Source organism: Jeotgalicoccus aerolatus (assembly GCF_014635205.1).
In the GTDB taxonomy this organism is placed as follows: domain Bacteria; phylum Bacillota; class Bacilli; order Staphylococcales; family Salinicoccaceae; genus Jeotgalicoccus; species Jeotgalicoccus aerolatus.
In genome coordinates this window covers 378,718-392,453 of record NZ_BMCN01000001.1, presented here as the reverse complement: position 1 = coordinate 392,453, position 13,736 = coordinate 378,718, and the positions used below count along the sequence as shown (strand labels likewise).

11 protein-coding genes and 1 other RNA gene are annotated in these 13,736 nt (G+C 42.5%); 10 read left to right on the top strand and 2 right to left on the bottom strand.

The window, feature by feature from the left end:
• Positions 1–34 precede the first annotated feature (34 nt).
• The 4 genes from IEU81_RS02005 to nth are packed head-to-tail and all read left to right on the top strand — an operon-like array spanning position 35 to position 3,853.
• Positions 35–1,219, top strand: coding sequence for a pyridoxal phosphate-dependent aminotransferase (locus tag IEU81_RS02005; protein ID WP_186090066.1), 1,185 nt, complete (start codon positions 35–37; stop codon positions 1,217–1,219).
• Between the two features lie 14 nt (positions 1,220–1,233).
• Positions 1,234–2,523 carry an asparagine--tRNA ligase gene (gene asnS, locus IEU81_RS02000; RefSeq protein WP_186090064.1) on the top strand — a complete coding sequence of 430 codons (1,290 nt, stop codon included), beginning with the start codon at positions 1,234–1,236 and terminating at the stop codon, positions 2,521–2,523.
• A 57-nt stretch (positions 2,524–2,580) separates the two neighbouring features.
• Positions 2,581–3,204: a DnaD domain-containing protein gene (locus IEU81_RS01995; protein ID WP_092594708.1), complete on the top strand. Its 624-nt coding sequence runs from the start codon at positions 2,581–2,583 to the stop codon at positions 3,202–3,204.
• Positions 3,205–3,214: 10 nt separating this feature from the next.
• Positions 3,215–3,853: an endonuclease III gene (gene nth / locus IEU81_RS01990; RefSeq protein ID WP_231957187.1), complete on the top strand. Its 639-nt coding sequence runs from the start codon at positions 3,215–3,217 to the stop codon at positions 3,851–3,853.
• Between the two features lie 469 nt (positions 3,854–4,322).
• Here nth and IEU81_RS01985 read toward each other — a convergent pair whose 3' ends face one another.
• Both IEU81_RS01985 and recU read right to left on the bottom strand, forming a co-directional pair.
• A complete protein-coding gene (locus IEU81_RS01985; protein ID WP_186090061.1) occupies positions 4,323–6,776 on the bottom strand; it encodes a transglycosylase domain-containing protein in 2,454 nt (817 codons plus the stop codon).
• 11 nt (positions 6,777–6,787) lie between these two features.
• Positions 6,788–7,378 (bottom strand): Holliday junction resolvase RecU, encoded by a 591-nt coding sequence (gene recU, locus IEU81_RS01980; RefSeq protein WP_186090059.1) that lies wholly within the window; start codon positions 7,376–7,378, stop codon positions 6,788–6,790.
• A gap of 95 nt (positions 7,379–7,473) precedes the next feature.
• Here recU and IEU81_RS01975 point away from each other — a divergent pair, with 95 nt between their 5' ends.
• From IEU81_RS01975 to IEU81_RS01950, 6 genes are all read left to right on the top strand, one after another.
• On the top strand, positions 7,474–7,800 hold the full coding sequence (locus IEU81_RS01975) for a DUF1798 family protein (protein WP_231957130.1): 327 nt from the start codon (positions 7,474–7,476) through the stop codon (positions 7,798–7,800).
• The gene (locus IEU81_RS01970; RefSeq protein WP_092594716.1) at positions 7,797–8,336 is read left to right on the top strand and encodes an SLOG family protein; all 540 of its coding nucleotides are present in this window, start codon (positions 7,797–7,799) and stop codon (positions 8,334–8,336) included. Before IEU81_RS01975 ends, IEU81_RS01970 begins: the two co-directional genes overlap by 4 nt.
• A gap of 11 nt (positions 8,337–8,347) precedes the next feature.
• Positions 8,348–8,674, top strand: coding sequence for a cell division regulator GpsB (gene gpsB / locus IEU81_RS01965; RefSeq protein WP_186090058.1), 327 nt, complete (start codon positions 8,348–8,350; stop codon positions 8,672–8,674).
• A gap of 47 nt (positions 8,675–8,721) precedes the next feature.
• An RNA gene (gene rnpB / locus IEU81_RS01960) (RNase P RNA component class B) lies at positions 8,722–9,116 on the top strand.
• Between the two features lie 100 nt (positions 9,117–9,216).
• Positions 9,217–10,341, top strand: coding sequence for a THUMP domain-containing class I SAM-dependent RNA methyltransferase (locus IEU81_RS01955; protein ID WP_092594720.1), 1,125 nt, complete (start codon positions 9,217–9,219; stop codon positions 10,339–10,341).
• Positions 10,342–13,725, top strand: a complete 3,384-nt coding sequence (locus IEU81_RS01950) for a dynamin family protein (protein WP_186090056.1) — start codon at positions 10,342–10,344, stop codon at positions 13,723–13,725. It abuts the gene before it with no gap.
• Positions 13,726–13,736 lie beyond the last annotated feature (11 nt).

Sequence of the window (13,736 nt, the reverse complement as noted above, 5' to 3'; positions counted from 1 at the left end):
AAGGAAAACCAATTTGTTAGGAGACTGCTGCATCATGGAACTATCCAAAAAGGTCAAATCGATTACACCCAGCCAAACGATTGAAATTACGAATACTGCAAGACAGTTAAGAGCTGCAGGTGTTGATGTTATCAGCCTGTCAGCAGGGGAGCCGGACTTTAATACGCCGGATGAAATTATCGATGCAGTATACGATGCTTCAAAAAAAGGACGCACGAAATACACTGCATCTAAAGGCTTGCCGGCACTCCGTCAGGCCATAGCTGAAAAAATGCAGAGAGACAACAATCTGACTTACGATGAAAATCAAATTTACGTCGGCAACGGTGCTAAACAAGTGCTGTATAATATCTTTATGGCGACTTTAAACGAAGGCGATGAAGTCATCGTGCCTTCGCCGTATTGGGTCAGCTATACAGAACAAATTAAAATTGCCGGCGGTGAACCTGTCACTGCGGTAACGACTGAAGACACTGACTTTAAATTAACACCGGAACTCTTAAAAGCCCATATGACAGAAAAAACAAAAATGCTGGTCTTGAATTCTCCAAACAACCCAACAGGGACAGTCTATACGAAAGATGAACTGCAGCAATTGGCAGATGTACTGGCAGAAACCGAGATCATCATCGTCGTCGATGAAATATACGAAGTGCTGACTTACGGCACACCGCATGTTTCAATTGCATCATTAAATGATAAAATAAAAGCACAGACAATAATTGTTAACGGTGTCAGCAAATCACACGCCATGACCGGCTGGAGAGTCGGCTATGCTTGCGGTGATGCAGAGCTGATTTCAGCACTCGCTTCGCTGACTTCCCAGTCGACGACCAGCGTTGCTGAACCGTCTCAGTACGGTGCCATTGCTGCATATAATATGGATCCAAAACATACTGAAACGTACAGAAAAACATTTGAAGCACGCCGCGACAACGCTTTCCAGCAAATAGAAAGCATACCGTATATGACATGTATTAAACCGGAAGGTGCCTTTTACTTGTTCCCGCACGTTCAAAAATGTGCAGAGCAGTGCGGCTACGACACAGTCGATGCTTTCGTTAAAGACATCCTCCGTGAAAAACATGTCGCTTTTGTTCCGGGTTCAGGCTTTGGGGCACCGGAATATGCACGAATCAGCTACTCTATAGACGAGGCTTCATTTAACGAAGCTATTAGACGTATTAAAGACTTTATTGAAGAAAAAACTAACGCATAAGGATGAGTTTATCTATGAAAATTTCTATTAATCAGGCACCAAAATATACCGGCCAGGAAGTTACAATCGGCTGCTGGCTGCTGCAAAAACGCGGCAGCGGCAAGCTGCAGTTTTTACAGCTCCGCGACGGTACCGGCTTTATGCAGGGCGTTGTCGTTAAAGCAAACGATGAAGAACTCTTTACCGCTGCTAAAGGATTACACCAGGAAGCATCGATGTATGTGACCGGTACGATTAAAGAAGATGAGCGGTCATCATTCGGCTATGAAATGGAAGTCTCAGGACTTGAAATTATTCAAAACAATGAAGGCTATCCGATTACACCGAAAGAACACGGCCCTGAATTTTTACTCGATAACAGACACTTATGGCTTCGTTCAAGAAAACAGCATGCTGTGATGAACATTAGAAACCAGATTATTAAGAGCACATATGACTTTTATTTCGACAATGGCTTTAAGAAAATTGACTCGCCGATTTTAACGAGCAGTTCTCCTGAAGGTACGACGGAATTATTCCATACTAAATATTTCGATGAGGATGCTTACTTGTCACAAAGCGGTCAGCTGTACGCTGAAGCCGGCGCAATGGCACACGGCAAAGTCTTCACTTTTGGTCCGACTTTCCGTGCCGAGAAATCAAAAACACGCCGTCATTTAATCGAGTTCTGGATGATCGAGCCTGAGATGGCATTTTACAATCATGAAGACAGCTTAGTGGTTCAAGAACAGTATGTAGAATACCTGGTTAAAAATGTACTCGAACATTGCAAACTGGACTTAGAAGCACTCGGCCGCGATACGACAGCACTTGAAAAAATTAAAGCACCGTTCCCGCGTATTTCATATACAGAAGCGATCGATTTACTGCATGAAAAAGGCTTCGATGATATCGAGTGGGGCGATGACTTCGGTTCTCCGCATGAGACTGAAATTGCCAACAGCTTTGAAAAACCGGTCTTTATCGTCAATTATCCGAAAGCCATTAAATCATTCTATATGAGCTCAAATCCGGAAGACCCGCGTACAGTACTGTGTGCTGATTTAATCGCCCCTGAAGGCTACGGCGAAATTATCGGAGGCAGTGAACGTATTTCTGACTACGATGAGCTGAAAGCGCGTATTGTGGAGTCAGGCCTTGATGTAGAAGCTTACGAATGGTATTTAGATCTGCGTAAATACGGCAGTGTGCCGCATTCAGGATTCGGTCTCGGCTTAGAACGTGCAGTCGCATGGTTCTCAGGCGTCCAGCACGTGAGAGAAACTGCGCCGTTCCCAAGATTATTAAATCGTTTATACCCATAAAATCAATGGAGATGTTAGGCTGCCTAATATCTCCATTATGTTATTGGAGGGAAACTTGTGGTTAACGATTATTTAAAATATATTACAATTCCAGTCAATAAAATACTGCTGGATAACTATGCTAAACTCGGCCTCGATGAGGCAGGCGTTATTATTTTAATTAAATTGCTCGAACAGGACAGATCGGGCAGTACGCCAATGGACTTCAGCCAGCTGCTGCAGGGTACAACTTTAAACGAGAGCAGTCTGACGCATATCATCCAGTCGCTGATTAAAGAACGGCTGCTCGAGCTGGATACACATGAGCTCGACGGCAAGTACATTGAAACGTATAACTTCCAACCGCTTTACAATAAGCTCGAGGACTTTATCGTCTTAGAGGATAAACAGCCGAAAAAAGATGATACGACACTCCGTGAGCTATTCGAGTACATCGAGCAATTGTACGGCCGGACGATTAGTCCGAACGAATATCAGCGGTTAAACAGCTGGATGAACGACTCGAACTACCAGCCGGAACAAATTCAGGACGCGGTGGATATCGCCTATAAGAGTAATATTACATCGCTGCAGTATGTCGAACGCATATTGAGCAGCACATCGAAAAGCGAGCCGGTGAAAGGAACAGGACTGCCTGTTATATCATGGCTCGATGGAGGTAGCAGACTTGACAACAAGTAAGAAGAAAACGATGGAATTCATCGACGTTATCGCAGAAATGTTTCCCGATGCAGAAGCAGAACTCAATTACACCAATCCCTTTGAGTTAACCATTGCCGTGCTCTTAAGCGCACAGACGACAGACGTCGGGGTCAACAGGGTGACAGAAGGTTTGTTTAAACGCTTTAAAACGCCGGAAGACTATCTGTCAGTCGAAGTGACAGAGATTGAAAAATATATTAAAACCATTGGCTTATACCGGACAAAAGCGAAAAATATACAGAAATTGTGCCGGGATTTAATCGATAAATACAACGGCGAAATCCCCGGCAATTATGACGATTTAATTTCGCTCGCCGGAGTCGGCCGGAAAACTGCCAACGTCGTTCTTTCCGTTGCCTTCGATACGCCGAGAATCGCTGTCGATACACACGTTGAACGCATATCAAAGCGGCTGGGTATCGCGCGCTACAAAGACTCGCCGCTACAAGTTGAGGAAATACTGATGAGAAAAATTCCCGCTGAGCGCTGGAGCAAAACCCACCATCAGCTAATATTCTTCGGCCGTTATCACTGCCTGGCGAGAAACCCAAAATGCCATGAATGCCCGCTTCTTGCCGAGTGCCGGGAAGGGCAGAAACGATTGAAACAAGGCTTGGTTAATATTTAGTTTTTTTGTCGCATCCTAATGTATAGGGTGCGGCTTTTTTGTTTTGGGATTGATATGTTTTTAGATGGGGGTTTGTCTGGTGGATTTAACGGTTGAAGAGAATTTTAGGGGGTACAGTGTCAGTCAAATAAGTTTGACTGACACTGTGAACAGAAATCCAGCTCAAAATAGGGTATGTCAAATACTTTTAGGTCTACACTGTCAGTCAAATAGGTTTGACTGACACTGTGATCAGAATCCAGCTCTAAAAAGGATATCTCAAATACTTTTAGGTCTACACTGTCAGTCAAATAGGTTTGACTGACACTGTGATCAGAATCCAGCTCTAAAAAGGATATCTCAAATACTTTTAGGTCTACACTGTCAGTCAAATAGGTTTGACTGACACTGTGATCAAAATCCAACTCAAAATCTTCACTCCCAGCTCAAAAAAATCCCCAATCTTATGTGATTGGGGATTTGAACTATATTATTCTTCGTCAGCCGCTTCAGAGTCTGATTCAGATCCAGCTCCTGATTCACTTTCAGTGCTTGATCCCGAACCGGAGCCATCGGCTCCGGGGTCTTCTGATGCGGGTTCTTCCGGTTCTGATGTTTCACTGCCGCCTGCATCCGAATCCGATCCAGATCCAGCTCCTGATTCACTGCTCTCAGGTTCTGCGAGTTCGGCGTCGTCCGGCAATTCGCTTTCAGGGACGTCGCCCTGGGTTTCGATTTCACCATCTTCGTTGTATTCCCAGCTCCATGTACCGTTTGACGAGTTGTCATCCGAATTACTGCCGGAAGAACTGTCACTGTCAGAATTTGAATCATTATTACTGCTGCTGTTATTGTTCCAGAATCCGCCGCCAGCAACTGCGAATTCATCACCGTTAATTTGTTCAACGCTGTCCGGCTGTTCAAAGTCCTGGCCATTATATGTGCTGATGTACTGCATCATATCTCTAAAGAACCATTGCGGTGTAATGTGTTCATCTGTACCGATAAAGAGCTTGTCTTCCGAATAGCCTGCATTGGCATTATCGAAGCCAGTCCAGACACTCATTGTATATTCCGGTGTGTAACCGACAATCCAAGCGTCTTTGGCAGCATTATTCGGCAAGTTATTTTCTTCTAAAATGCTGGTATCGAGAGATGTCGTTCCTGTTTTTGCTGCAATATTTAAGCCGTTCATTTGAATGTAGTCGGCACTGCCGTTCGGTTCAAATGTGTCTTTCAGCATATCTGTCAGCATGAATGCTGTCGAATCTTCCATTGCCTTATGCGTCTCATTGTCAAATTCAATTTTTTCGCCTTCTGCCGTTACAATATAACGGATAGACTGCGCCTCATTAAATTCACCGTTGTTACCGAGTGTTGCATAGGCTTGTGCCATCTGCAGGGGACTGAAGCGTGATTCGCCGCCGCCGAGGACATCGTTAAATGACAGTGTATATTCGCCCTCATTTTTAGTCGAGTAGTCGAGTCCAACTTGACGCGCAAATTCTTCAGGCGCTGAGTTGCCGGCTTCTTCTTTAACAGTCTCGAATGTTTTAACAGCTGGCACGTTAAAGCTCTGTCTTAATGCATCCCGCATCGTGACATTGCCGTGACTGCGGTTATCGTAGTTGTAGATCGTATTGTTCGGACTGTCTTCAGGTGTATATGACTGCTCATCCTGAATCGTCTGATTGGTTGCCCATTCCATATTTTCTATAGCTGGTCCATAAGCCAGGAACGGTTTCATCGTCGAACCGACGTTATGCTGGACGAGCGCTAAGTTATTATCGACAATATCCTGATAATCCCGTCCGCCGGATATTGCAACCAGTCCGCCGGTTGATGTATCCAGTATCGTCGAAGCGATATTGAAATCATCACTCTGGAATTTATCGTTGTAATAGTAGTTGCGGTTGTTCGTCATATTTTGTAAGTATGACTGAACTTCTGTATCCATATTTGTATAGATCTGAATGCCGCTTGATAACACTTCATTGATATCTCTGTTTCTAAACTCATCATGCTGCTGTAATTCCCGTTTAATATGATTAATGTATGATGCGTATTCCGGATCTTCCTGTTCTGTCGATGCGCGTTCACTTTCATCGCGCTGGACTAGGTTTTCTGTAATATCGATATTAATGGCTTCATCGTATTCTGCCTGTGTAATTCTCTCGTGCTGAAGCATCTGGTAGAGTACTGTATCTGTACGGTTTTGAGCCGCTTCAGGGTCTACATATAAGTTATAGACGTTCGGCAAGTTCGACAGGCCGGCTAAATAAGCGCTCTCTGCGATATTTAAGTCTGCGAGTTCTTTATCGAAATAATACAGACTGGCTGTACGGATACCGTAGATGCCGTCCGAGTAAAAAATTTTGTTCAGATACATTTCTAAAATGTCATCTTTAGAATATTCCTGCTCCAGACGGTAGGAGAGGTAAGCCTCCTGGGCTTTACGTTCCAGTGTCTGTTCCTCAGTCAGAAAGGCGCGTTTAACGACCTGCTGAGTAATGGTGCTGGCGCCCTGTGAGGCGAAGCCGTCTGTAATGTTGCTCACGACTGCACCGCCGAGACGGATAAAGTCAATGGCGCCGTGTTCGTAAAAACGGTCATCTTCAATGGCGAGGACTGCATCTGTCACTTGTTCAGGTACATCCTCTATACTGACGTATTCCCGTTTTTGCCCCTGAAAGAGGGTGGTCGCGAGTGCATCGTTATTATCATAAATTTCAGCGGGAACAGGGTCTTTCAGTTTTTCATCGCTGAAAGCCGGTGCCTGTGATGCGTAGTATGCAAATAGCACCGCACCGATAACAAGGACGACCAGTGCAAGCAGTGCACCGTATAAAAACACTTTTTTAATAATTGATGATTTGGATTTCGACTGCTTTTTCTGTTCGGATTTCTTGTCAGGCTGTTTACTCCTTTTAAAATTCGATTCCATATATATTCTCCCTATTCAAAATAAAATTCGTCAACTGCAGCTAAGTAATCATAACGCGGATTGTATTTTATTGGTAGCAAAATACTCTCATTCTTAATGTCAGCATAGGTGATAGACTTTCTGCCATCTGCTAAAAATACGTCCCAATGTTTAACGAAATGTTCAAACGGATAAAGATAGACTTCATCGTGGACGGTAAATTTAAGAATGATAAAGACGATGCCGCCCTGGTTATGGCAGGCGCGCATATGCTCGACCTGGTGCGCATGAATATTAATGAAAGGAAAGCGGGTTTTGTTGCGGGTTTCCTTGGCTTCAAAATCGATATATTTCCCTTTATATATTCCATTATAATCGCTGGTCGAGGGTACTTTAAAGTACGCTTCCGTTATTTTAGCTTTTTTCCGTGACGGGTAATCAACATCGACAATCTGCACCGGCGTCGGCTTTTTGTGAATAATGGCCCGCTTGGAATCCAGATAAAACTGATTGGTCTTATCGAGATCTTTCTCCAGTGTCATGCCGCGCTGGCCGTAGTTAATTTCATTACTGCGCTGTGCTGAGTCGGACTGCTGTTTTCTTACACCTTGAGGGTACTTCATTTAATTCGCACTCCAAACTATTATTATATATACTTAATATTATATATTAATTAGAGTTTGATTAACATTTCATTATTATAGGTGGTGTGACCAAATTGTCAAGAAATGCTGTATACAGCGACTACCGGCACATGCTCGATCAAATTGAGCATCGGTACAGCCGGGCCAAAGACGGCTATGAATTTGACTTTAAAACAGAAATTGAACCGTTTTTAAATCAATATAAAGTGCTGGCAGACCAGCTGCTGCACATCAATACGGATGAGCGGCTCACCGAACAGGTCAAAGAGACGATGAGCGATGAGCTGATGGAGCTCTTAATGAGCTGCCATATATCCCGTTTCAGTTTAAAGCTGTACCACGAAAAATTCAAATATATCAATATGTGGATTAACCACGCACATAAGGAAGATTTACTGTGAGAGTATTTATTACAGGCTACCGCCATTACGAACTTGGCATCTTTAAAGACTCCCAGCCCGAAGTGAAAGTGCTCCGGGACTTGCTCCGCTCAAAAATTATTCATTTAATTGAAGAGGGGGCTGAGTGGTTTATCATCCAGGGCTATACGGGAATAGAAATGTACGCGGCGAATGAAATTATCGATTTAAAAGAAGAATACGATATTAAGCTCGGTGTCTTAAAACCGTTTCACAAATTTGACGACCGCTACAGCGAGTCGGATCAGATTAATTTAAATAACATTTTACAGCATGCGGACTTTCATCAGTTTATTTTTGAGCGTGAATACGGCGATCCCGGCATGTTCAAAGCAATTAATCAGTTCATTACGTCGCATACGGACTATGGTTTAATTGTTTACGACAGCGAGACAGAAACAAATTTAAAATATATATTCAGCGTAATGCTTGAATTAAGTGAGAAAAGTCATTATAATATTGAAAGAATACAATTTGATGATATTAATGAATTCATTAATGACAGATATGATAGTTGAGAGGTGTAAGTATGAGTGACTATACGCTAAAGCTGTCTGCAAAAGATATATTCGAAAAGGAATTCGAAAAATCACTTAGAGGTTTTAAACCGATAGAGGTAGATAGTTTTCTTGACGACGTTATCAGTGATTATCAAAAAATGGCAGACATGAACAATAACATTAAAAAACTTGAAGATGAAAATGCACGATTGAAAAAAGAAGTTGAAGATCTCCGTATCAGAGTGGCAACAAACACACGCACTCAGGGCGGCAATGGTCAAAATCAGCAGATAGACATTTTAAAACGTCTGTCGAGTCTTGAAAAACAAGTTTTTGGCAGCGCGACAAAACAGTAGTATAATTTAATATGGTATTTTAAGATTTTTTAAAATAATACAGACGGTAACTCGGATAATCGCTATGCAGCCAGACTGCATAGAGGAAAGTCCATGCTCACACGGACCTGAGATGGCCGTAGTGTTCGTGCCAGATGAAACAATAAGTCTGGGCAATGATATATAGATATCTTGACGGCTGCGAAATATTCTAAGTGCTTACTGCATATGAATAGAGTAGCTTTAAAAGTGCCACAGTGACGAACTTCAAAAGAAATGCTGAAGGTGGAACGCGGTAAACCCCTCGAGTGAGCAATCCAAATTAGGTAGGAGCACTTTCCAACAGGAATTCAACTGGCGGAGAGATATTATTAATTTAATATAGACAGATGATTATCACCAATGTGCGAGTGTATACTAGTGCACGAATGCAGCACAGCGGGACAGAACATGGCTTATAGAGAAACCGGACTAGACACAAACGCTCTCCAATACAGGAGAGCTTTTTTTATGCCCATTTTCATACTATAATATAGGTAAATCAAACTTTAGGAGCGTCTTATATGAACTTTAAATTTATTGTCAACACACCGATGGGACTTGAACGCGTCGTTTCGGATGAAATTAAAGCGCTCGGTTTAGAGACCGAGCTCGAAAACGGCCGCGTATATTTCGAAGGCGACGAGCGGACCATCGTCGAAACTAATTTAAAACTCCGCACGGTCGACCGGATCAGAATTGTCCTCGGAGACTTTACAGTTAAAACCTTTGACGAACTGTTTGAAGCTGTGAAGAACTTGCCTTTATCAGATATCTTAGGACCAAACGCAGAGTTCCCGGTAACGGGGCGCTCCCACAAATCGACGCTGTACAGTGTCCCTGACGTGCAGCGGATTACTAAGAAGGCGATCGTTGAACATTTAAAAGAGGCCTTTAAAATGACAGGCAAACTGCCTGAAGACGGTCCGCGCTATAAAATAGATATTAATATTTTAAAAGACAGAGCTGTACTGACAGTCGATACGAGCGGCGATGCACTCCACAAACGCGGCTACAGAGTGGCACAAGGCGATGCACCGATTAAAGAGACGCTGGCAGCAGCCATGCTGAAGCTGGCAAATTACACAGGGGACAAGACGCTTTACGATCCCTTTACCGGTTCGGGTACCATCGCGCTAGAAGCAGCGATGATAGCCCGCAATATTGCGCCCGGTTCAAACCGCACCTTTGATTCTGAATCATGGGACATTATTCCTGAAGAATTGTGGACAGAAGTGCGCACGCAGTGTGAAAATGAAGCGGATTACGATAAAGAGCTTAAAATATACGCGTCTGACATCGAGAGCGACATGGTGAATATCGCTGTTAAAAATGCTGAAGAAGTCGGCTTGGAAGATGATATCGAATTTACAACGCTCGATGTGCACGATTTAAACCAGCTCGATAAAAATGCACAGCTCGTTACCAACCCGCCATACGGTGAACGGATCGGGGAAGCCAAAGCGGTTGAAGCTATGTACAGTAAAATCGGAACGTTAATGAATGATTACCCGTCATTGAATGTCTATTTAATGACATCAAATAAAGAGTTTGAAGAAATTGTCGGCAAGAAAGCAACGAAACGCAGAAAGCTGTTTAACGGCTATATTGAAACGACGTTCTTCCAATACTGGGGAGTGAAAGAATAATTGTCACAAGAAGGGGAAAACAGAGAAACACTTAATACGCTCTATAAATTAAAAAAAGAAATTCTGAAATCGGACAATGATACCCTCGTATCGCAAATTGACCACGCCATTCAGAAAACGTATAACGAACAGCTGGTATTTTCTTTTATCGGCCATTATTCTGCGGGGAAATCGAGTCTGATTAATTACCTGCTCGGTGAAGAAATACTGCCGTCGTCACCCGTACCGACGACGAGTAATACGGTATCTGTGGAAATCGGCGGCGATGATAATATACACGCCTTTATAAACCAATATCAGTATGCGGTTGTCGATAACTATTCAGACTTAAAATCTTTAAACACTAAAGATTTAGATATTCAGGCCATTACTATGGCAGTCGACTCCGATGAGTATCAGCAAGGGACAGTGTTTCAAGATACGCCGGGTGTCGATTCGAATAATGACAGCCACGAAGAATCTGCCAACCGTTTTTTACTGAACAGCGATTTAATTTTCTTTACGGTTGAATATAACCACGTCGAAAGCGAGCATAATTTAACGCTCTTAAAAGAAATTGCAGCCCTTAATATTCCGCTCGTACTCATTATTAATCAGATCGATAAACACGATGACGCTGAAATTACACTCGATACATTTTTAAACCGTGTCAAAGCAACGCTGTCCAATTGGTCGATCCAGCCGTCTCATATTTTTACAACGTCTATTTACGAGTCGCCGTATAATCAAATCGACGACTTAAAAGCATTTATTAAAAAGACCGAAGCGGACCGCAGTACACTTGAAGCGGCTTATGACGAAAGAATTACAAAAAATATAGAAGATAAACAGCTGGTCTATTTAAGAGATGCCCTCGATGAACGCTTAGAAGATCTGCAGCTCGATTATCCTTTAAATGCCGACAAAGCAGCTGAACGCATCGACTATTTAAACAGCGAAATCACTAAAGCTGAAGTCAATGACTTAAGAAGCGACGAGAACGTCTTAAGAGAACATGTTAAAGAGTCGGTGAAAAAACTCGTTAAAGACAGCTACTTATTCCCGCACCAAGTTAAGGATGCCATTACGGAATATTTAAAAGTGATGGCAGGGGAAAAGAAAGCCGGCGGCTTGTTTGGTAAAAAGAAAAAAGAAGCGCTCATGTACAATGAGGCACTCGCCGATGTTGATACTGCAATACAGCCGGTCATTGAAACGGAAATCAACGCTAACATTAACAGCTTCTTTCAGTCGCTCAGTTTAACGGGCCAGCCTTTTAAATTCACTTGGGACCGAGCCTATCTCGGAGATGAAAAGATGACGTCCTTAAACCAGACTTATATTACAAATTACTTCGATAAGCTGAAGTCTGCTTTAGTCAAAGCGGTATCAGAACAAGCAGACAGCCATCTGGAGACTCTAAAAGCAGAAGATAATGGGGAAGTGAAAGCCCAGACGACACTGCAGTCTGAAAAGGCACTGTATACAGAAGCCAAATCACTGCTCGGTCTAATCGACTCGCTCGATACACAGAACTACCGTCACTTCTATATTCATATGGATGATGAGATCGATAAGCTGAATCTCTTAGAAGAGATTACTTTATCGTTCGATAAAGATAATAACAATATTATACAAGAAAGTAGACATAATGAATTTACGGTTAACAATGATTCGGATATTAATCTCGAACCGTTTAAAGCATTAAGCCATCTGCTCGAGCAGTCACAAAGATACTCGGAGTATCATAAACTGATTAAAGATAAATTATCACGGATTGAAAACAACAAGGCGAATATTAGTGTCTTTGGCGGATTTAGTGCAGGTAAAACGACCTTTATTAATGCGCTGCTTGGTCATAAGTATTTAACGACCAGTCCAAATCCGACGACGGCAACAATTACAGAGATCAATAACGAACCTACAAGCACTGTTGTCTATAAATCTGAAGCGGATTTAATCGATACGCTCAGTACCTTATCAGGAGAGACGCACGACACAGCAGAAGGCTATAAAAAATGGATCCGTAAAAATATTGCCAAGGCGGATGAAACGTATAAACCGCTCTTAGCCGGCATACTGGAAAATTACGATCAGTATAAAGATGAACTCGGCCAGACTGTGACGATCGATACGAATATCTTGATTGAAAAAATCAGCAATGATCAGGATTCGACTTTTATTCATAAAGCGAATGTCTCATTAGACACAGAAGTTACAGAATCTTATACGCTGATCGATTCGCCGGGTATTAATTCTATTAACGCCCGTCACACGTCAGAAACGAGAGATATTATTACTGAAAGCGACATGATTATTTACGTCTCTTATTACAATCATGTGTTCTCACGGTCAGATGAAACCTTCCTGCATTACATTCAATCTTTAAAAGGGAAGGACTTCCCGATTATATTCATTATCAATGCTGTTGATTTAATGAAGTCAGAAGACGATAAAGACAAAGTCCTCGACTATATGAGAAACGCACTGAATACGATGAATATTAAGCATGTGCTGTATCCGGTGTCCAGTAAACGGGCGCTTGAAAGCGAAGATGCATACTTTACTGCCGCTGAAAAAGACATTATGGCTATTGCAGATAAAGAATCGCATAACGTGCAATACAGAACTTTACAGGAAACACAAAGCCAGCTCGTCAATACATTAAAGAGTAATCTCCGCCAGTATGAAGATAACGGAGAAGAGCGCAGGCAGCTGATTGAACGCAGACAGCACTTATTAAATGATCTTCCAAGTATGCAGGCAGCCAGTCTGAATGATACTTTAAAACAGGAAATTGATATTATTCTGACTTACTTAACTAAGCGGCTGGAACTGCAGCTCTACGATCATTTAAAAGGCATACTCACCGTGTCTCAAATGAGCAATAAGCATTACATTAAAGAAAATAAAGCCATGCTGACTCAAAACATCGAGGGCTTTATGACACTGGAGACGAGTATTGCGTTTAACGCGATTTACCGCCAGGCGGACCAAAAAACGCTGCAGATGATTACTCAGTTTAACGAACGGCTCGATCAGTCGGGGACACCCGGGACTTTATCTGTACAAAGTGCCAAAGCTAAAGAGCCGGTCATAGAAATCGGCGGGGATGTACTCGCACCGTTCGATAAAATACTCTACCAGCATAAAAACAAAACTCAATTATACAGAGATGCGCTGCTCGATATGGCTATTGCCATCGTTCAGTCGATCGATACAGATAAGCTTAAACAGCAAATGGAAACATTGGCTGAAGAATATACGAACTTACTCGATGCCCAGCTTGAAGATGACTTAAGTTCAATTACTGAGGCATTGCAAGAAGCACCGAAAGAAATATCGAGAGAAGATTACGATCAGGATACAGCGCTCTTGAAACAAGTACAAAATATTATAGAATAGAACGGAGGAGA

What these genes read in the sequence shown, in the direction of transcription:
- IEU81_RS02005 (WP_186090066.1), top strand. Translation starts at nt 35, where the DNA reads ATGGAACTATCCAAAAAGGTCAAATCGATTACACCCAGCCAAACGATT.
- asnS (WP_186090064.1), top strand. Translation starts at nt 1,234, where the DNA reads ATGAAAATTTCTATTAATCAGGCACCAAAATATACCGGCCAGGAAGTT.
- nth (WP_231957187.1), top strand. Translation starts at nt 3,215, where the DNA reads ATGGAATTCATCGACGTTATCGCAGAAATGTTTCCCGATGCAGAAGCA.
- IEU81_RS01985 (WP_186090061.1), bottom strand. Translation starts at nt 6,776, where the DNA reads ATGGAATCGAATTTTAAAAGGAGTAAACAGCCTGACAAGAAATCCGAA.
- recU (WP_186090059.1), bottom strand. Translation starts at nt 7,378, where the DNA reads ATGAAGTACCCTCAAGGTGTAAGAAAACAGCAGTCCGACTCAGCACAG.
- gpsB (WP_186090058.1), top strand. Translation starts at nt 8,348, where the DNA reads ATGAGTGACTATACGCTAAAGCTGTCTGCAAAAGATATATTCGAAAAG.
- IEU81_RS01955 (WP_092594720.1), top strand. Translation starts at nt 9,217, where the DNA reads ATGAACTTTAAATTTATTGTCAACACACCGATGGGACTTGAACGCGTC.